Raw genomic sequence first — 18,742 nt, 5'->3', positions numbered from 1 at the left:
CCAGTTCGCAAGTCCCGCGGCCGGTAAGCTCCGTGGGAGCCACACGAGGGCCGCAAGGACCAGCTCGCCGCCCGGGACACCCAGCACAGATGGAAGAGGCGTATCACTAGTGCCAGACCAGCCGCGTCACCTTATCCCTGAAGAATTTGCCGGCAACGAATGGCTCGTGGACGAGTTGTTCGACAAGTACCAGGCGGACAAGAACTCAGTGGACAAGAAGTGGTGGCCCATCTTCGAACAGATGGCCGGTGACGACCAGTCCGATACCCAGACGTCCGACACCAAGACCTCAGCAGCCGCCCCGTCCCAGGGGGCGGCTGCGCGGACGTCCGGGGGTGATCGTCCCGCTGTACGGCGCGACGACGCCGCCGCCAGGACGTCCGCGGACAAGGCCGCCTCCGGGACGTTCGGCGAGAACAAGCCCGCCTCCGGGACGGCGTCAACCTCGTCCAAGACCGAGCAGAACACCTCCGGTGCCGGCGCGGAGGCGCCCAGGAAGGCGCAGCGGGCCAAGTCCCCGGCGCCGTCGACCACCGGATCCAAGGCGAAGGGACGACCCGAAGGCGTGGACACCGAGACCGAGACCAGCGAGGGCTCCGGAACCAAGCGCCCCATCCGGGCGCAGCCGGAGGACCGTGCGAAGGACAAGAGCCAGGACAAACCCGCCGAGGACACCGTGGTCAAGCTGCGCGGTCCCGCCAAGGCCGTGGCCGCCAACATGGACGCCTCCCTGACCGTGCCCACCGCCACCACGGTGCGCGCGGTGCCCGCCAAGCTGCTGATCGACAACCGCCTGGTGATCAACTCGCATTTGGCCCGTAACCGCGGTGGCAAGGTGTCCTTCACCCACCTCGTGGGCTACGCCGTGATTCGCGCGCTCGCCAACTTCCCGTCCCAGAACGTGATCTACGATGAGGTGGACGGCAAGCCCGCCGCGGTGCATCCCGCGCACGTGAACTTCGGGATCGCGATCGACATCCCCAACAAGGACGGTTCCCGCAACCTGGTGGTGCCCAACATCAAGGGTGCGGAAGAGATGTCCTTCCAGCAGTTCTGGACCTCGTACGAGGACATCGTCAAGCGCGGGCGCAATGGCGCGCTGACCATGGAGGACTACGCGGGCACCACGGTGTCCCTGACGAACCCCGGTGGCATCGGCACCGTGCACTCGGTGCCGCGACTGTCCAAGGGCCAGGCGTGCATCATCGGCGTGGGTGCGCTGGACTACCCCGCCGAGTACAAGGGTGCCTCCCCCCGCACGATCGCGCGCAACGCGGTCTCCAAGGTCATCACCCTGACGTCCACGTACGACCACCGCGTGATCCAGGGCGCCGGTTCGGGTGAGTTCCTCAAGCTCGTGGAGCACTACCTGCTGGGCGGCGAGGACTTCTACGACCACATCTTCGAGGCCCTGCGCATCCCCTACGAGCCCGTCCGCTGGGCCGTGGACAACCAGGTCAACCCCGAGATCCAGATCAATAAGGTCGCCCGGATCCAGCAGCTGATCCACTCCTACCGCGTGCGCGGTCACCTCATGGCGGACACCAACCCGCTCGAGTACGTGATGCGCAAGCACCCGGACCTGGACATCCGCACCTACGGGCTCACCCTGTGGGACCTGGAGCGCGAGTGGCCCACCGGCGGTTTCGGCGGCCAGAGCCTGCTCACGCTGCGCGTGATCCTGGGTCGGCTGCGGGATGCCTACTGCCGCACCGTGGGCGTGGAGTACATGCACATCCAGGAGCCCGAGCAGCGCGAATGGTTCCAGTCCAAGCTCGAGCGTGACTACCAGAAGCCCGCGCGCGAGGAGCAGTTCCACATCCTCGAGCGGCTCAACGCCGCCGAGGCCTTCGAGACCTTCCTGCAGACCAAGTACGTGGGTCAGAAGCGCTTCTCGCTGGAGGGCGGCGAGTCGCTGATCCCGCTGCTGGACGCGATCATCTCCGAGGCCGCGGATGCTTCCCTCGCGGGTGTGGGCATCGCGATGGCCCACCGCGGCCGCCTCAACGTGCTGACCAACATTGCCGGGAAGTCCTACGCCCAGGTGTTCCGCGAGTTCGAGGGCAGCCAGGACCCGCGCGCCGCCGAGGGCTCGGGTGACGTGAAGTACCACCTGGGCACCGAGGGCGTGTTCACCTCCGACAACGGCAACGAGACCCAGGTGTACCTGGCCGCGAACCCCTCCCACCTGGAGGCCGCGGACCCGGTGATCGAGGGCATCGCCCGCGCCAAGACGGACGTGCTGGGCGCCGGGCCGGAGGGTAACGGTGAGTACCCCGTGCTGCCCATCCAGGTCCACGGTGACGCCGCGATGGCCGGACAGGGCATCGTCTACGAGGTCATGCAGATGTCCGGACTCGAGGCCTACAACGTGGGTGGCACCATCCACGTGGTGGTCAACAACCAGGTGGGCTTCACCACCGCACCCTCTGCGGGCCGCACGTCCACGTACTCCACGGACGTCGCGCGCACCGTGCAGGCCCCGATCTTCCACGTCAACGCGGACGATCCCGAGGCCGTGGCCCGTGTGGCGCAGCTCGCGTTCGAGTACCGCCAGCGGTTCCAGCGCGACGTCGTGATTGACCTGGTGTGCTACCGCCGCCGCGGGCACAACGAGGGCGACGACCCCTCGATGACCCAGCCGTTGATGTACTCCCTGATCGACGGCAAGCGCTCCACGCGCAAGGTCTACACCGAGAACCTCGTGGGCCGCGGGGACATCACGCAGGAAGAAGCGGACCGCGCTCTGAAGGACTACCAGGAGCGCCTGGAGCGGGTCTTCGCCGAGACCCATGAGGCCCAGACCTCCACGGTCCCGCTCGTGACCGGGGATGCCGCCGCGATCGCCAACATCGAGCGGCCGTCCGCGCAGCAGGCCGATTCCGGGGTGTCCGTGCCCAAGACCACGGCCATCTCCGAAGAAGCGGCCCACCGCATCGGTGACGCCTACGTGGACCTGCCCGAGGGCTTCACGATGCACCGCAAGCTGCACAAGCTCGCAGAGAAGCGCCGCGAGATGACGCGCGAGGGCGGGATCGACTGGGGCATGGGCGAGCTCATGGCCTTCGGTTCGCTGCTCATGGACGGTGTCCCGGTGCGGATGTCCGGTCAGGACGTGCGCCGCGGTACGTTCACGCAGCGCCACGCGGTGTTCTTCGACGCCGAGAACGGTGCCGAATGGACCCCGCTGAACCACCTCTCCGCGGACCAGGCACGGTTCTCGATCTACAACTCCTTGCTCTCCGAGTACGGCGTGCTGGGCTTCGAGTACGGCTACTCCGTGGAACGCCCCGAGGCGCTCACGGTGTGGGAGGCGCAGTTCGGTGACTTCACCAACGGTGCGCAGACCATCGTGGACGAGTTCATCTCCTCCGCGGAACAGAAGTGGGGTCAGCGCTCCAACCTGGTGATGCTGTTGCCGCACGGCTTCGAGGGCCAGGGACCCGACCACTCCTCCGCGCGCATCGAGCGCTTCCTGGTGCTGTGCGCGGAGAAGAACATGATCGTGGCCCAACCCTCCACCCCGGCCAACCACTTCCACCTGCTGCGCCGCCAGGCGTACTCGCGCCCGCGTCGGCCGCTGATGGTGGCCACGCCCAAACAGCTGCTGCGCCTGAAGGCCGCGGCGTCCCCGGTGGAAGAGTTCACGCAGGGCGGCTTCCAGACGGTCATCGCGGACACCGCCGGGCTCGACGACGCCAAGGTCACCGACGTCATCCTGGTCTCCGGTCGGTTGTACTACGACCTCGTGACCCAGCGGAAGAAGTCGGACGACCACTCCACCGCGATCGTGCGCGTGGAGCAGCTCTACCCGCTGCCCGTGGACGAGATCAAGGAACAGCTGGCGCGCTACCCGGAGGCCCGGATCCTGTGGGCTCAGGACGAACCCGCCAACCAGGGTGCGTGGCCGTTCATGGCCGTGAACCTCGTGCCGCAGCTGGACCGCCCGGTCACGCTCGCGTCCCGCCCCGCCTCGGCCTCCCCCGCCAACGGCTCGGCCAAGCGCCACACGGCGGAGCTGGAGACCCTGGTGCAGCAGGCGTTCGCCCGCGGCGAGTGAGTGCCGCCCGGCGCACGGGACCGCGAGCTGCGCGGCGTCGTACGCCCCCGCCCGATCACCGGGCATGATCCGCCCGGGGGGCCGTCGCGAGACGGCCCCCCGGGTCCCAGCTAGCGAAGGATGTAAGAAGAGTGGACCAACGCAGGATCCGCATTGTGGCCGTGGGAGACGAATTGTTGGCCGGCGTGGACGACCCCCGCGCGCTCGGCTGGTTCGGACGAGTCATGGCGCGCACCCCCCGAGACGTGGTTCCCGTAGACGCCTACAATCTCGCCGCGCCTGGTCAGGGCAGTGAGACCCTCAACGACCACTGGTTCGCGGAGGCTTCCCGCCGCTTCGATTCCGCGTGCGACAACCGTCTGGTGATCGCACCGTCCGCCCTGGACATCGACCTGGGGATCACCTCCGCCCGGTCCCGGCTGAACATGGCCAACATCGTGGACCAGGCCACCCAGAACAACACCAAGGTGCTCGTCGTGGGTCCCCCGCCCACCCTGGACCCGCAGCGCAACCGCCAGATCGCGGACCTCTCCGCGGCCTACGGGGACGTGACCACGCGGCGCAACCACGTGTACGTGGACACGTTCAACCCCCTGCAGCACCACGAGCAGTGGCGCAAGGACCTCGCCGCCAACCACGGCAACCCCGGTCAGGCCGGCTACGGGCTCATCGCGTGGCTTGTGCTGCACCGCGGGTGGTACGACTGGCTGCAGCTGCCCGAGCCGCGCTGAGGCTCTCGCCTCTCGCCGTGGCGACCGCCGCAATGCGGGGCGGCGGTTCCGGGTGACACCACCCGTGGCGCTGGCCGCAGGGTCCGGGGGCACCCCTATGGCATGGGCGGCACCGGAGCGGTGGCATGAGCACCGCCCGGAATGTGAGATACTGACAGACGATGTCCCAGCCAATCATCGCAGGAGGTACATCATGAGCAAGCGTGGACGTAAGCGCAAGGATCGTCGCAAGAACTCGGCAAACCGCGGCAAGCGGCCCAATTCCTGAGGTTCGGCGAACGCATCACGAAGCCCCCGTGACCGTCATCGGTCACGGGGGCTTCGCTCTGTCCGAGGGATCCGCGTCATCGGGTACTTCGTTCCCCGGGTCCCTGCGCGGCTGAGCACTCACGCCGCTGGGCGCCGCCGGCGACTCATCCCGCCCGGTACCGGCGCCGCCCGGTCCTCAGGCAGCGGGGTGCTCGTTGCACTGGGCGTCGATGCGCGCGAGGATCGAGCGCTTGAGCTCGTCCGGCGCGGTCTCGCAGCACGAACGCTTCACCACGGAGCGGATCACGCACTCCAGGTTGTACTCGCGCTCGCAGTCGGCGCAGTCCGTGAGGTGCTCGTGGATCTCCGCGAGGTCCTCGGTGGTCAGTGCCCCGTCCAGGTACTCGTAGATCCGCTGGATGCGTTCGTCGGTGCAGCCGTTGTGACACGGTTTCGCGGTCATGCTCTAGCCTCGATCCTTCGCTCGTGCGCCGTCCTTGGTCTTCTTCTGGACCTTGGACGTGTCGAATCCTCGTTCTTGGGCGTAGTCGCCCAGTTTCTCGCGCAGAAGCTTGCGGCCACGGTGCAACCTGGACATCACGGTTCCGATGGGCGTGTCCATGATCTCGGAGATCTCCTTGTACGCGAATCCCTCCACGTCCGAGAAGTACACCGCCAGGCGGAACTCCTCGGGCAACTCCTGCAGGGCTCGCTTGACGTCCGAGTCCGGCAGGTGGTCCAACGCCTCCGCCTCCGCAGAACGCAGTCCCGTGGAGGTGTGCGACTCCGCGCGGTGCAGCTGCCAATCCTCCACGGTGTCCGTGTTGGCCTGGCGCGGTTCGCGTTGCCGCTTGCGGTACAGGTTGATGTACGTGTTGGTCAGGATTCGGTACAACCAGGCCTTGAGATTGGTCCCCGGCTTGTACTGGTGGAACGCGGAGAACGCCTTGGTATAGGCCTCCTGCACTAGGTCCTCGGCATCGGACGGGTTGCGGGTCATGCGCAATGCCGCGGCGTAGAGCTGGTCCACGTACTGCATGGCGTCGCGTTCGAAACGCTCACGGCGCTGCTGAGTGGTTTCCGCTCCGACGGGCACCTCTTCGGGGTGTTCCACCGGATGGGAATCGTGAGTTCGCTGATCGTTCATCACGTCCCAGTCTAAGGTGGGGGCCGTCATCCTCCGCCGTCACCCACTTCCCTGGTCGTTGCCGAGTGTTACGTCACATATGTGGCGCTTCTGTACACCGTGGATAACACGCACGCGCCGTGCGAGTATTCCCGGCGGCGGCGCGAACTCGGGCCGATAGGATGGCTACAATGCGTACCCGGAGATGCCGGGGCCGTAAGGAGGAGAACCATGAGCATTGTTCGTCGTCTCGCCCGCCCGCTGCTCGCCACCGGTTACATCGCCGGGGGCGTCAACGCGTTCCGCAACTCGTCCGCTGCCGCGAAGCAGTTGGACCCGGTCCTCAAGGCCCTCGAGAGCGCCGCCCCGCAGGTGCGCCCCGTGACTGCCAACCGCGCTCAGGTCGCGCAGGGCATCGCCGCCGCCCAGGTCGTCGCGGCGTCGCTGCTCGCCGCGAGCAAGCTCCCGCGTCTGTCGTCCACCGTGCTGCTCGGCACCACCGCGCTCAACGGCTACACCCAATACCGCTCCGCGGACGCGAGCACCGCCGAGGGCAAGGCCGCCCGCCGGTCGGACCTGCTCAAGAACGTGTCCCTGCTGGGTGCCGTGATGATCGCAGCCGTGGACACTTCGGGCAACCCGTCCCTCGTGTGGCGCGCGAGCCACCTCGCCGACGACGTCCGCAAGAACGCGGTCAAGGTCGGCAAGGACACCAAAAAGAAGCTGGAGCAGGCCGAGAAGGCCGTCCAGGACGCCGTTTCCAACTAGGAGCACCGCGCCACGTGATGCCGAGCAACGGCGAACCGCAAGCCCTGGATGCCGCTCACTGGCGGGCCCCCTTCTCGGAGGGGGCCGCCGTGAGAGGCACGGTGGCCGTCCCCGGTTCCAAGTCCCTGACCAACAGGTATCTGGTCCTCGCGGCCCTCGCCGACGAACCGTCCGTGCTGCGCAAGCCGTTGCACTCGCGTGACAGCAGGCTCATGATCACCGCGCTCGAGCAGTTGGGCGCGGTGATCGAAGCGCTGCCGGACCCGGGGCCGTTCGGTCCGGATCTGCGGATCACCCCCCTGCCCCGCACGCACACTCTCACCGGGCCCGTGGTCGTGGACTGCGGTCTTGCGGGTACCGTGATGCGCTTCGTCCCGCCCCTGGCGGCGCTATGTTCCGGGGTCGTGGATTTCGACGGCGACGCCGGAGCGCGCGTCCGACCCATGGGTCCCGTGATCGCGGGGTTGCGCGAGCTCGGCGTGTCCGTCGAGGACGACGGCCGTGGCACGCTGCCGTTGCGCGTCGTCGGCACCGGATCGGTGACCGGGGGCACCGTGACGATCGACGCGAGCGGCTCGTCCCAGTTCGTCTCCGCGCTACTGCTCTCCGCGGTGCGCTTCAACTCCCCGCTCGTACTGCACCACAAGGGCGGCTCCGGTGTGCCCTCACTACCGCACGTGGACATGACCGTGTCCGTGCTGCGCGACGCCGGTGTGGCCGCCGAGCGCATCGGTGACGCCGCGTGGCGGGTCAGCCCGAGCGACGTCGCCGGCCTGGACGTGACCGTGGAACCGGACCTGTCCAACGCCGGACCGTTCCTGGCGGCGGCCGTGGTCACGGGCGGGACCGTGAGCATCCCCGACTGGCCCGCCCACACCACGCAGGGCGGGGACCAGTGGCGGCGGATCCTGCCCCTGTTCGGCGCGGACGTCCGTGTGCAGGGCGGCACGTTCACCGTGACCGGTCCGGACGAGATCGCCGGGGTGGACCTGGACCTCTCGGAAGCCGGCGAGCTCGCGCCCACCGTGGCCGCGATCTGCGCGCTAGCCACCGGCCCCTCCGTGCTGCGCGGTATCGCCCACCTGCGCGGGCACGAGACCGATCGGCTCGCCGCGTTGCGCACCGAGCTCAACGCGCTGGGTGGGAACGTGGAGGAGACCGCGGACGGACTTCTGATCGCCCCCGCTGAGCTGCACGCCGGAGTCTTCCACAGCTATCACGACCACCGCATGGCCACCGCGGGAGCCATCCTGGGCCTGCGCGTGCCCGGGATCCGGGTGGAGAACGTCGCCACCACCGCCAAGACGCTTCCCGATTTCCCGGGCATGTGGGACCGCCTCGTGCGGCGGGGTTCCTGACGCAGTGGCCCGCAGGACCTGGGACGAGTCCGACGTCCGGATCCGCGCGAACAAGCGCGGCTCCCGCCCTCGCACCAAGCAACGACCCACGCACGAGGACGCCGTGATCGTACGTGTGGTGGCCGTGGACCGCGGCCGGTACACGTGCGTGGTGGGAGAGGACGAGGAACAACCTCGCACGGTGACGTGCGTGCGCGCCAAGGAGCTGCGGCGCCGGCCCATCGTGCCCGGGGATCTCGTGGGCGTCGTGGGTGACGTCACCGGTGCCCCGGACACCCTGGCACGCATCGTGCGGATCGAACCGCGCACCACCGTGCTGCGTCGCAGTGCCGATGACACCGATCCCGTGGAACGCGTGATCGTGGCGAACGCGGACCGGCTCGTGCTCGTGCTCGCGGCGGCCTCTCCCACCCCCCGCACGGGATTCGTGGACCGCGGGTTGGTGGCGGCATGGGACGCGGGAATCACCCCCGTGGTGTGCATGACTAAGTCTGATCTGGCCGATCCCACGGAGTTCCTGGACTACCTCCACGACCTGGACGTGATCACCCTCAGCACGCAGCGCGCGACCGACCGCGGTGAACGGCCCGAGGCCGGCATCCACGAGGAGTCCCTGGCCGTGTCCCCCGATTCCCTCGAGCGGTTGCGGTCGTTGCTGGACGGTCATGTGAGCGTGTTCCTGGGGCCCTCCGGCGTGGGCAAGTCCACGCTGGTCAACGCCCTCACGGGAGCGCAGCGGGCCACCGGCGGCGTCAACGACGTCACGGGCCGTGGCCGGCACACGTCGTCCTCCGCGCGTGCCCTCACGGTGCCCGGAACCCGCCCCGGGACCTGGGTCGTGGACACCCCCGGGATCCGTTCCCTGGGTCTGGCCCACGTGCCCGAGGAGGAACTGCTCAACGCGTTCACCGACCTGGTCCCCGCCACCGCGGACTGTCCTCGCGGGTGCCTGCACACGGAGGATTCCCCCGGGTGCGCGCTGGACGCGTGGGTGCACCGCCCGGGGGCCTCCCCGGCGGCCCCGCAGCGGCTCGAATCGCTACGCAGATTGCTCGCGGCGTCGCGCGGGCAGACACAGCGGGGGGACAGCGAGAAGCAGCTCGGACAAGCGATAACGTAGACGCATGCGTGCACCCAGCAGTTACACGGACGACCTCCGCCTGGCCCACATCCTCGCGGATTCCGTGGACGGACTGACCATGAAACGGTTCAAGTCCCAGGACCTCACCGTGGAGACCAAACCCGATCTCACACCCGTGACGGACGCGGACCGCGAGGCCGAACAAGTGATCCGCGCGCAACTGGGGCGCGTACGCAATCGGGACGCCGTAATCGGTGAGGAGTTCGGGACCACGGGTTCGGGCGGCCGCCAGTGGGTGATCGACCCGATCGACGGCACCAAGAACTACGTGCGCGGCGTACCCGTGTGGGCCACGCTGATCGGTTTGATCGAGGACGGTGAGGTGGTGTTGGGCGTGGTGTCCGCGCCGGCGCTCAACCGCCGTTGGTGGGCCGCCGCCGGGTCGGGGGCCTTCACGGGGCGCTCACTCTCGCAGGCCACGCGCTTGTCGGTCTCCTCAGTCACCCAGCTCTCGGACGCATCGCTGTCCTACTCGTCCCTGAGCGGATGGCGGGATCTGGGTGTACGCCAGCAGTTCATCGAGCTCACCGATTCCGTGTGGCGCACGCGGGCCTACGGGGACTTCTGGTCCTACTGCATGGTCGCCGAGGGCGCGGTGGACCTCGCGTGCGAACCCGAACTCAACCTCTACGACATGGCCGCGCTCGTGCCCATCGTCACCGAGGCCGGCGGGCGTTTCACGTCCCTGGCCGGGCAGGACGGTCCCTTCGGGGACAACGCCCTGGCCAGCAACGGTCTCCTGCACGACGCCGCTCTGGACGTCCTCGGTACCGGCGCCCCCCAGGACTGAACGAGCCCGGTGTCACGTGCGTGACACCGGGCTCGTTCGTCTCATCCGAGGGGCGGGATCACCCGCGGGGACCTCAGGAGTTCAAGGAATCGTTGAGGGCGTTCTCCACGCACTCCTGGTACGCGGCGTCGTTTCCGGCCACCGCGAGGTCCATGCAGTCGGCGGCCTGACCGAAGACCCAGGCGAACAGCACGGCCATCAGGATGCCTCCCAGCAGCGCGAGTGCGGAGAGTACGATGCCCACGACCGCGAGTGCCGGGGAACCACGGCGCGACTTACGGATCTTGACCACGCCGATGATGCCGAGGATCAGGCCCACGAGGCCCAGTACACCGCCCAGACCGGCGAGCCAGAACGTGAGGATGCCCAGGATACCGAGCACCAGTGAGGCGATGCCCAGCCCGCGGCCCGGCACCGGAGCGTAGGGGTTGCCGTAGCCGTCCTGGTTGTCGTAACCACCCTGGTTGTACTCGTTCTGGTAGTGCGTGGGGTAGCCACCCTGGGTGTCCTGGCCCTGGACGCCGTAACCCTGCTGGGGGTAGCCGCCGGCGCCGTAGCCATGGTTGCCGTAGCCATGATTACCGTAAGCCTGGCCGCCATAGGACTGCTGACCGGACTGGCCGTACTGGTCGTCACCGCCGTACTGGTCGTCACCGCCGTACTGGTTGGACGAGCCGTACTGATCGGACGTGCCGTACTGGCCGGTGGTGCCGTAGCCGCCGGCCTGGGAGGCGTTGTTCCCGTAGCCCTGGCCGCCCTGTTGAGCGGACGGATCGCTGTACTGGCCGTACTCGGGCTGCTGCGTCCCGCCCGCACTCTGAACCCGGCCGTCGGAGTACTGACCGTACTGCGGCTGGTCCCGGTGGGAGGCCGAGGACGAACCCGACTGATCGTTGGACCGCTCACTCATGGAAGCGCCTACCTCTCGGTTTCGATGATGGGTTTCCGGCTCAAGTCTTCCACATCGCGCGGGGAACACCGGGGGACGCCCCAGCCCACCCCGCTCGGGCACGCCCCTTCCGGCCGCCTTGAACCACTGTGCTGCACCACGCACATGTACCGGCCGGTACACGGTTTTATCGCAGCACAGAGGTTCCCGGGGCGCGGGCGTGGGTCCTGGTCCTCGTTCCATGTGCGGACTGCCCAGGCCCGGGCCCACCGCTGCAAGGTGCGGAAGGTCCCTGCCAGGGACCTCCGCCCCCAGGTAAGGTCGGCCCACCTCACCGCACTTCTCCACACCTCACTGCACCGCAAAGATCTCCAGGCGAACACAGTCCGGGTCCCGCTCCCCCGATCCCACGAACACGGTGTGGTTGAGCCACGTACACGGCCCGTCCTCGTCCGCGGTGAGCACGGGGCGCATCGGAAGTACACCCGCTGCGGGTCCACCGGGATCCCCTGGGCGATGGCCCGGGAGTCCTCCGCGCTGGTCACCCGCACGGCGCGGTTGTCCACGTAGACCAGGTGACCGTGGGCGAGTTCCAGGACGTACTTGGCCTCGAGCCAGGGGATCTCGGTACCAACCACCTGGTAATCGGCTCCCACGGGCAGCACACGCCCGGAGCCGCGAGGACCGGTCACTGCGCCGCCGGTGATCGGTGCGACCCCGCGTGTCCCGGCGGCGGTCCGGCCCACGGTCAGGGGTGCGGCCATTTCCACCCGCACGGTGAACGCGTGCCGAAGGACTGGGGACTGTGGGGTCCGTCCTGCCTCCACCCTAGGCCCGAGGACTCCCGCCGGTCGGGCACGCATGCGGACATGGGCCTCGGGTCCGCCGGGCTCCCGTGCTTGCCCCTCCGAACGCGGACCCCTGGACACAAATATGTCCCGATAACGCACTCGGAGCCATCGGCCGCGTGCTTTTTCGGGACTCAGATGTTCCCGGGCTCAGGCAAACAAAAAGACCCTGAACCATTGGTTCAGGGTCTTCTCACGTCCTGGGACAGGACGACAGTGGAGATGGGGGGAATTGAACCCCCGTCCGATGCAGCATTGTCAGGGCTTCTCCGGGTGCAGTGTGCTTACAGGTTTCTCAGTTCCGGTCATCTCGCACACGAGTGACCGCCGAACTCAGTTACGTAAGAGTCCCACGAACGCCCGTAACCTGCGTCCGCAGCAGTGACCTTCTAGCTGATGGCAGGATCCAGGTCGAAGGTGAACCTGGGCTGCCAGACTGCTGTCGCTACTTACGCAGCGAGAGCGAAGTCAGTGCGCTTGGATTTGGCACTTATTGTTTTACAGAGAGCGTTTACGAGATAACTCTGCGTCCTCGACCCGCTTCCCCTGTCTCAACTCACATCGTCGAAACCGATCATCCCCGTATTCATTTTTCAATGAGCTTCCACGTGCCAGCGGATCTCAGTGACTCGCCCGCTCATGGACACATCAGATTACGCCCGCCCTAGCCACACCGTCAAATCGGCAGGGGCCGCGGACCGGGCTCCTCGGACCGCGGCCGGCTCCACCCGTGCTGCCCTACCCTGGCCCTCCCCCGCGGGATGCCCTAGGGTGTAACGCATGTTCCGATGAGCCATTCGACCTCCCCGCGCCCGTGGCCGCTGCCCGGCGGGGACCCCGGCTATCCGAGGACACCCATGGCTCATCCCCCGCATTCTCCCGCCACCCCTAATACGGCCGCGCACATCCGCGTGTCCGGCATCTCCGCCTCCTACGGCTCCCACCGGGTGCTCACGGACATCAGCTTCTCCGTGACCGCGGGTGATCCCACGGGTCTGATCGGAGAGAACGGTTCCGGCAAGAGCACCCTGCTGCGCATCATGGCGGGCCTGCGCGCGCCCGACACCGGTGAGGTCCGCGCCGTCGGCCCCGGCGATTCGCTGCGCGTGGGCCTGCTGCACCAAGAACCCCCCTTCGCGCCGCACGACACCGTGGCCCAGGCGGTGGAGGCGGCGGTGCGGACCGTGCGGGACGCAGCATCCGTCGTCGACCGCGCAGCTGACGCCCTCGCCCGCGCCCCGGAGGACGAGGGCGCAGCCACCGCGTACGCCGCCGCCCTGGACACTGCCGAACGGATCGGCGCGTGGGACGTGGACACCCGCATCGACGTCACTCTGGGCGGGCTCGGCCTGGGAGGCGTGGGTCGTGACCGGCCCACGGGTGCCCTGTCCGGCGGACAGCGCTCACGACTGTCCTTGGCCTGGCTGCTGCTCTCCACCCCGGACGTGTTGCTGCTCGACGAACCCACGAACCACCTGGACGACGCCGCCACGGACTTCCTGCGCGCGACCCTGCGGTCGTGGCACGGACCGGTGCTGCTGGCGAGCCATGACCGCGCATTCCTGGACACCGCCGTGACCTCGCTCGTGGACCTGGACCCCGCACCCCGACCGCATGCCGTCACCTCCGATCTCGTGGGTGACGGCACCGGGACGGGCATCGGCGTGACCCGCTTCGGCGGCACCTATTCCCAGTACGTGCTCGCCCGCATGGATACCCGCGAGCGCTGGGAACGCACGTATCGGGACGAACAGGCGCAACTGAAGAAGCTCCGCGCGGCCGTGCGGGAACAGCAGACCGTGGGCCACAGCGACCGGTCCCCCAAGACGGAGGGTCGTGCGGCGAAGAAGTTCTACGCGGACCGCAACGCCACGGTGGTCTCCCGACGGGTCAACGACGCGCGGACCCGCCTGGCCACCGTCGAAAACGAGCAGATCCGCAAGCCACCCCGCGAGCTGTACTTCCAGGGACTCACCGCGGGTTTGACTGGATCGGAGGCCGCACTGCACCGCACGGGTCCGGTACTGACCGCCTCCGCGGCCGAGGTCGCGGGACGGATGGCACCCGTATCCCTGGCCGTGAGCGCGGGTGAGTCGTGGCTCATCACGGGTTCCAATGGCGTGGGCAAATCCACCCTGCTGAGCCTGTTCGCCCGGAGACTGGAACCCACGCGCGGTTCCGTGCACGTCGCACCCGGCGTACGCGTGGGGTTATTGGACCAGGACGCCACACTGCCCGGCGCCGACCCGGAGCGCACGGCGGCCCACATCTACCATGAGCTCGTGGGAGAGAGTCGCGCGGAGACCGTTCCCCTCGGGACGTTCGGCCTGCTGGCCGGGCGGGACGAGAACCGGCGGGTCGGTGAGCTCAGCGTGGGGCAGCGGCGTCGGCTCGCCCTGGCGGTGCTGCTCGCGGACCCGCCGCACGTGTTGTTGCTGGACGAGCCCACCAACCACTTCTCACTCGTGCTCGCCACGCAGCTCGAGGCGGCGGTGCCCGACTACCCGGGGACCGTGCTCGTGGCCTCCCACGATCGCTGGTTGCGCAGGAACTGGACCGGCCGGCACCTCGCACTGGAGGTACCGGCCGGGACGCCGTGAGTCGAAGGGCTCAACCGCGCATGTTGCGGTAGCGCATGGCGCGCTGGGCCTCGCGGTTGTCCTGCTTCTCGCGCAGGGTCTGACGCTTGTCGTACTCGCGCTTGCCGCGGGCCACCGCGATCTCCACCTTCACGCGCTTGCCGTGCACGAAGTACAGGGACAGCGGAATGATGGTGTAACCGGCCTCGCGCGTCTTGCCCGCGATCTTATCCAGCTCGGAGCGGTGCAACAGCAGCTTGCGCCGCCGCCGCGCGGAGTGGTTGGTCCACGAGCCCTGCAGATACTCCGGGATGTGGGCGTGTTCGAGCCACAGCTCGCCGCGGTTGTCGAACTGGCAGAACGCGTCCACCAGGGACGCCCGCCCCATGCGCAGCGACTTCACCTCGGTCCCCATGAGCGCCAGTCCGGCCTCGTAGGTGTCGTAGATGTTGTAGTCGTGGCGCGCCTTCTTGTTGTTGGCCACGATCTGGCGGCCGTCATCAGCGTTCTTCTTGGCCATCGGCCTGTTCTTCCTTCACCGGGTCCCGCCGGGGACGACGCCGCTGTCCCGGCCCGGGGTGCGCGGGGCACCTGCCGGGCGGGGCGGCGTCGTCGTGCGGTGGGGAACCCTTAGTCCTCGTCGTGCTGGCGGGCGTCCGCGCGCCAGCGAATGCCTTCGTCGATGAACGAGTCGATCCCGCCGTCGAACACGGAACTGGGATTGCCCTCTTCGTAGTTGGTGCGGAGATCCTTGACCATTTGGTAGGGGTTGAGCACGTACGAGCGCATCTGGTCACCCCAGGATGCCTTCACGTCCCCCGCCATCTCCTTCTTCTTGGCGTCCGCTTCCTGCTGGCGCAACAGCAGCAAGCGGGACTGCAGCACGCGCAGCGCGGCCGCGCGGTTCTGGATCTGCGACTTCTCGTTCTGCATGGACACCACGATGCCCGTGGGGATGTGGGTCATGCGCACCGCGGAGTCGGTCGTGTTCACGGACTGACCACCGGGACCCGAGGAGCGGAACACGTCCACCTTCAGCTCGGACTCCGGGATCTCGATCGTGTCGTCGGACTCGATGAGCGGGATGACCTCCACCGCGGCGAAGGACGTCTGGCGCCGCCCCTGGTTGTCGAACGGAGAGATCCGCACGAGCCGGTGCGTACCCGCCTCCACGGACAGGGTCCCGAACGCGTAGGGCGCCTTGACCTCGAACGTGGCCGACTTCAGACCCGCCTCTTCCGCGTAGGAGGTGTCCAGGACCTTGGTGGGGTACCCGTGGCGCTCCGCCCAGCGCAGGTACATGCGCATGAGGATCTCCGCGAAGTCCGCGGCGTCCACACCACCGGCGCCCGAGCGGATGGTGACCACGGCCTCGCGTTCGTCGTACTCGCCGGCCAGCAGGGTCTGGATCTCCAGTTCGGACAGCGCCTTGCGGATGGACTCGAGTTCCTCCGCGGCGGCGTCCCGGGTGTCCTGATCGTCCTCTTCCTCCGCGAGTTCCACCATGACCTCGAGGTCGTCGATGCGCCCGGAGATCTTCCTGAGCCGGTCCAGCTTGCTCTGCTGGTGCGAGAGCTGCGAGGTGACCTTCTGGGCCTCGTCCGGGTTGTCCCACAGGTCCGGGGCCGCGGCCTGCTCGGACAGGACGGCGATCTGCTTCTTCATGGACTCGACGTCGCTGACCGCCGCCACGGAGTCGTAGGTGGCTCGGAGGGCACGGATTTCTGCAGCGTAGTCAATGGAGGCCATGACACATCACTTTACGTCATGGCCCCCGGGTCCGTGAGTCGGTAGGATTCCCTGCGACACCGCTGCTGAGGAGCCCGCCGATGGAACGCCCCACCGTACTCGCACTCATCCTGGCGGGAGGCAAGGGGTCTCGACTGGGCGCCCTGACCGATTACGTGGTCAAGCCCGCGTTGCCCGTGGGCGGCACGTACCGCTTGATCGACGTGTCCCTGTCCAACCTGGCGCACTCGCACATCCCGGACGTGTGGATGGTGCAGCAGTACCTGCCCCACGACCTCAACGCCTACATGGCCGGCGGTCGCCCGTGGGACCTGGACCGCTCCCACGGCGGGCTGCAGATCCTGCCGCCTTACGAGGGGTCCCACGGCGAGGGTTTCGCGAGCGGAAACTCGGACTCCATCTACCGCCAGAGCACGATCATCCGTGAGGCGGACCCGGATCTGGTCCTCGTGCTCTCCGCGGACCACCTCTATACGATCGATTTCCGGTCCGTGGTGGACACCCACCTGACCAAGCGCGCTGATCTGACCATGGTCACCACCGAGGTCCCCGAGGATCCCTCCCGCTACAGCGTGGTACGCACCAATGAAGCCGGCCAGGTTACCGAGTTCGCGTACAAGCCCGAGGAGCCCAAGGGCAACCTTGTGGCCGGTGAGATGTTCCTCTTCTCCACGGACGTGCTGCTGTCGGCGCTGGACACCCTGCAGTCCGAACTGGGCGGGCTGGGCGACTACGGCGAGGACCTCATCCCCTACGTCCTGGAACACCACCGGGTGGTCGAGCACCGGCACCTGGGGTACTGGATGGATCTCGGGACCGTCCAGTCCTACTGGACCGCGCAGATGCAGCTGATCGACGGCGACGGCGCGACCCTCGACGATCCCGCATGGCCCATCTGGAGCGGCCAGGTTGCTCCCCCGCCCGCGTTCATCACCGACGACGCCGCGGTCTCCCGCTCGTACGTGGCCCCCGGGGCGCGGGTGGCCGGCACCGTGGAACACTCGATCATCGGCCAGAACTGCGTGATCGAGGCCGGGGCCGTGGTGCGCAACTCCGTGCTGCTCGACGACGTGCACGTGGGTCCCACGGTGGAGCTCATCAACGTGGTCGCCGATTCGGGTGCGGACATCACCGGCGGTTCGCAGCGCGGTTCCGCGCAGCACGTCACGGTGATCGACCGCACCGGTACCGTGAGCCAGCGAGAAGCGTTCGACACCTCCGCGGTCCTGCCACGGAACCATGAACAGTACTGATCCCCTCCTTCGAAAGGTCGTCTTGTCATGAGCCGTTCCCGATCCACCCTGGGCCCCGTGCTGCGTCAGGTGCTGCGCTCCACCGTGCGCCGCCAAGCCACCCGCCGCCTCATCGGCGTGGTGCCTCCCGTGGCCGCATACCGCCGGGTGGCCACCGCCCGTCGCTTGCTGCGTATGCTGCGCCGCTGAGTCACGCCCACTGCAATGTGGCGAAGGCACGGCCGGGAATCTCCCGGCCGTGCCTTCGTCATATCGGTGCTTCGTTCAGTGCGGTGCATCACGCGTAGCGTGGCCGTGCTCCTAGCGGTGCGTGGTTCATAGCGACACCTCGCTTGTAGCGGGGCCTCGCTAATGGCGGAGCGTCACTCGTGACGGCACCCGTCATCGGGCCGTTTGGGGCATCGGGGCCAGGCGCAGGATCAGGAGGCCCACGGACACCGAGGGAGCGCCGTCGTGCTGGACGACGGCCCAGGAGGTTGCGCGTGCGGTGTCGGTTGTGGTGGTCGGAGCATCGGTCATGGCAGTCCCACTTATCACGGAAAGTCACTCCGCCAGTGACGCGTCAACGGTACACAACACGTCACCTGTGAAACCTCTGTTCAGACGGCAAACCGGGTGAGGTGAATCACCGCTGCATGACGGCTCGCGCGTCCCCCGTGGCGCTGATCGGGACACCCGCTGGGATGAACACGTTGACCACCGGCGGATGCACCACGGCCGAGAGCGTGACCTGGGCGGTCGTCCCGTCCGCCGATCCCGTGGGCGCCGCGAGGGACAGCCCGCTGACATCGTGGAAAGCCCCCACGGTCCCCAGGTAACTCGTGGCCGAGGCGGCCACCGCCCCGTTCGTGAGGATGGGTGTGGGCGGACCCGAACCGGAGCGGTCCACGTTCGTGAACGTGTCCGCGGCGGCCCCCGCCGCCCGATCGGCGAGCGATTGAAGTTGCCGCTCCCCCACGTACACGCTGGTGATCGCCATGACTGTGACCACCAGGAGCAGAGTCACCAGGGCGAAACCGATCAGCACGATCGTGGTCTGACCGGAGTCAGGATCCTCGGGGTTCGCACGATGCGGTTCATCGCGGTCCTGACTCGTCCCCTGCGCCGGGCATTCGTGTGGCCGCGGCCCGTCGAGGTCGTCGATCTGCGCAGTCGTGATACCGATGAGGGGCCGCATCACGTTGCGGCCGGATAGCATCGC

At 68.0% G+C, this 18,742-nt stretch carries 17 protein-coding genes, 1 other RNA gene and 1 pseudogene; 10 read left to right on the top strand and 9 right to left on the bottom strand.

Annotated features, from left to right (window positions below; genetic code table 11):
• Nucleotides 1-166: 166 nt before the first annotated feature.
• The 3 genes from ACW9PK_RS10775 to ACW9PK_RS10765 all read left to right on the top strand — a co-directional run bounded on the left by ACW9PK_RS10775 (nucleotide 167) and on the right by ACW9PK_RS10765 (nucleotide 5,059).
• Nucleotides 167-4,060 (top strand): multifunctional oxoglutarate decarboxylase/oxoglutarate dehydrogenase thiamine pyrophosphate-binding subunit/dihydrolipoyllysine-residue succinyltransferase subunit, encoded by a 3,894-nt coding sequence (locus ACW9PK_RS10775; protein ID WP_457015836.1) that lies wholly within the window; start codon nucleotides 167-169, stop codon nucleotides 4,058-4,060.
• 131 nt (nucleotides 4,061-4,191) lie between these two features.
• The gene (locus tag ACW9PK_RS10770) at nucleotides 4,192-4,791 is read left to right on the top strand and encodes a GDSL-type esterase/lipase family protein (RefSeq protein WP_457015834.1); all 600 of its coding nucleotides are present in this window, start codon (nucleotides 4,192-4,194) and stop codon (nucleotides 4,789-4,791) included.
• 193 nt (nucleotides 4,792-4,984) lie between these two features.
• Complete coding sequence (locus tag ACW9PK_RS10765) at nucleotides 4,985-5,059, top strand: 50S ribosomal protein bL37 (protein WP_098054049.1); 75 nt, start codon at nucleotides 4,985-4,987, stop codon at nucleotides 5,057-5,059.
• A gap of 177 nt (nucleotides 5,060-5,236) precedes the next feature.
• Here ACW9PK_RS10765 and rsrA read toward each other — a convergent pair whose 3' ends face one another.
• Entirely contained in the window at nucleotides 5,237-5,503 is a 267-nt protein-coding gene (gene rsrA, locus ACW9PK_RS10760) for a mycothiol system anti-sigma-R factor (RefSeq protein ID WP_064845835.1), read from the bottom strand.
• Nucleotides 5,504-5,506: 3 nt separating this feature from the next.
• On the bottom strand, nucleotides 5,507-6,187 hold the full coding sequence (locus ACW9PK_RS10755; protein ID WP_457015832.1) for a sigma-70 family RNA polymerase sigma factor: 681 nt from the start codon (nucleotides 6,185-6,187) through the stop codon (nucleotides 5,507-5,509).
• Nucleotides 6,188-6,397: 210 nt separating this feature from the next.
• Between ACW9PK_RS10755 and ACW9PK_RS10750 the strand changes: the two genes are divergently transcribed.
• Genes ACW9PK_RS10750 through hisN form a run of 4 tightly spaced genes read left to right on the top strand, consistent with a single transcriptional unit; the run spans nucleotide 6,398 to nucleotide 10,223 of the window.
• On the top strand, nucleotides 6,398-6,934 hold the full coding sequence (locus tag ACW9PK_RS10750) for a DoxX family protein (protein ID WP_035964701.1): 537 nt from the start codon (nucleotides 6,398-6,400) through the stop codon (nucleotides 6,932-6,934).
• 17 nt (nucleotides 6,935-6,951) lie between these two features.
• Nucleotides 6,952-8,292, top strand: coding sequence for a 3-phosphoshikimate 1-carboxyvinyltransferase (gene aroA, locus ACW9PK_RS10745; protein WP_457015831.1), 1,341 nt, complete (start codon nucleotides 6,952-6,954; stop codon nucleotides 8,290-8,292).
• A 4-nt stretch (nucleotides 8,293-8,296) separates the two neighbouring features.
• Nucleotides 8,297-9,412, top strand: a complete 1,116-nt coding sequence (gene rsgA, locus ACW9PK_RS10740; protein WP_085106370.1) for a ribosome small subunit-dependent GTPase A — start codon at nucleotides 8,297-8,299, stop codon at nucleotides 9,410-9,412.
• A 4-nt stretch (nucleotides 9,413-9,416) separates the two neighbouring features.
• Nucleotides 9,417-10,223, top strand: a complete 807-nt coding sequence (gene hisN / locus ACW9PK_RS10735) for a histidinol-phosphatase (protein WP_144930673.1) — start codon at nucleotides 9,417-9,419, stop codon at nucleotides 10,221-10,223.
• Nucleotides 10,224-10,296: 73 nt separating this feature from the next.
• Here the strand turns inward: hisN and ACW9PK_RS10730 are convergent, their stop codons facing one another.
• The 3 genes and pseudogenes from ACW9PK_RS10730 to ssrA form a co-directional block, all read right to left on the bottom strand.
• On the bottom strand, nucleotides 10,297-11,133 hold the full coding sequence (locus ACW9PK_RS10730) for a DUF4190 domain-containing protein (protein ID WP_457015830.1): 837 nt from the start codon (nucleotides 11,131-11,133) through the stop codon (nucleotides 10,297-10,299).
• Nucleotides 11,134-11,636: 503 nt separating this feature from the next.
• Nucleotides 11,637-11,876 (bottom strand): annotated as a pseudogene (locus ACW9PK_RS10725) (DUF3237 family protein); the annotation flags it as partial.
• 298 nt (nucleotides 11,877-12,174) lie between these two features.
• Nucleotides 12,175-12,542, bottom strand: a transfer-messenger RNA (tmRNA) gene (gene ssrA, locus ACW9PK_RS10720).
• A 275-nt stretch (nucleotides 12,543-12,817) separates the two neighbouring features.
• On the opposite strand from ssrA, the gene ACW9PK_RS10715 reads away from it, so the two are divergent.
• A complete protein-coding gene (locus ACW9PK_RS10715; protein WP_457015829.1) occupies nucleotides 12,818-14,560 on the top strand; it encodes an ABC-F family ATP-binding cassette domain-containing protein in 1,743 nt (580 codons plus the stop codon).
• Nucleotides 14,561-14,570: 10 nt separating this feature from the next.
• On the opposite strand, the gene smpB is transcribed toward ACW9PK_RS10715, so the two are convergent.
• The gene (smpB, locus tag ACW9PK_RS10710) at nucleotides 14,571-15,059 is read right to left on the bottom strand and encodes an SsrA-binding protein SmpB (RefSeq protein WP_055085472.1); all 489 of its coding nucleotides are present in this window, start codon (nucleotides 15,057-15,059) and stop codon (nucleotides 14,571-14,573) included.
• A gap of 110 nt (nucleotides 15,060-15,169) precedes the next feature.
• A complete protein-coding gene (gene prfB, locus ACW9PK_RS10705) occupies nucleotides 15,170-16,288 on the bottom strand; it encodes a peptide chain release factor 2 (RefSeq protein ID WP_064845828.1) in 1,119 nt (372 codons plus the stop codon).
• Nucleotides 16,289-16,368: 80 nt separating this feature from the next.
• On the opposite strand from prfB, the gene ACW9PK_RS10700 reads away from it, so the two are divergent.
• The gene (locus ACW9PK_RS10700) at nucleotides 16,369-17,541 is read left to right on the top strand and encodes a glucose-1-phosphate adenylyltransferase family protein (protein WP_457015827.1); all 1,173 of its coding nucleotides are present in this window, start codon (nucleotides 16,369-16,371) and stop codon (nucleotides 17,539-17,541) included.
• A gap of 27 nt (nucleotides 17,542-17,568) precedes the next feature.
• Nucleotides 17,569-17,730: a hypothetical protein gene (locus ACW9PK_RS10695; protein ID WP_156523380.1), complete on the top strand. Its 162-nt coding sequence runs from the start codon at nucleotides 17,569-17,571 to the stop codon at nucleotides 17,728-17,730.
• Nucleotides 17,731-17,922: 192 nt separating this feature from the next.
• Here ACW9PK_RS10695 and ACW9PK_RS10690 read toward each other — a convergent pair whose 3' ends face one another.
• Both ACW9PK_RS10690 and ACW9PK_RS10685 read right to left on the bottom strand, forming a co-directional pair.
• Nucleotides 17,923-18,060, bottom strand: a complete 138-nt coding sequence (locus tag ACW9PK_RS10690; RefSeq protein WP_206398948.1) for a hypothetical protein — start codon at nucleotides 18,058-18,060, stop codon at nucleotides 17,923-17,925.
• 106 nt (nucleotides 18,061-18,166) lie between these two features.
• The gene (locus tag ACW9PK_RS10685; RefSeq protein ID WP_457015824.1) at nucleotides 18,167-18,739 is read right to left on the bottom strand and encodes a pilus assembly protein TadG-related protein; all 573 of its coding nucleotides are present in this window, start codon (nucleotides 18,737-18,739) and stop codon (nucleotides 18,167-18,169) included.
• Nucleotides 18,740-18,742: the final 3 nt, after the last annotated feature.

The sequence above is a fragment of the Kocuria sp. MNB10 genome (assembly GCF_054073685.1).
This window is presented reverse-complemented; position numbering and strand designations above follow the sequence as displayed.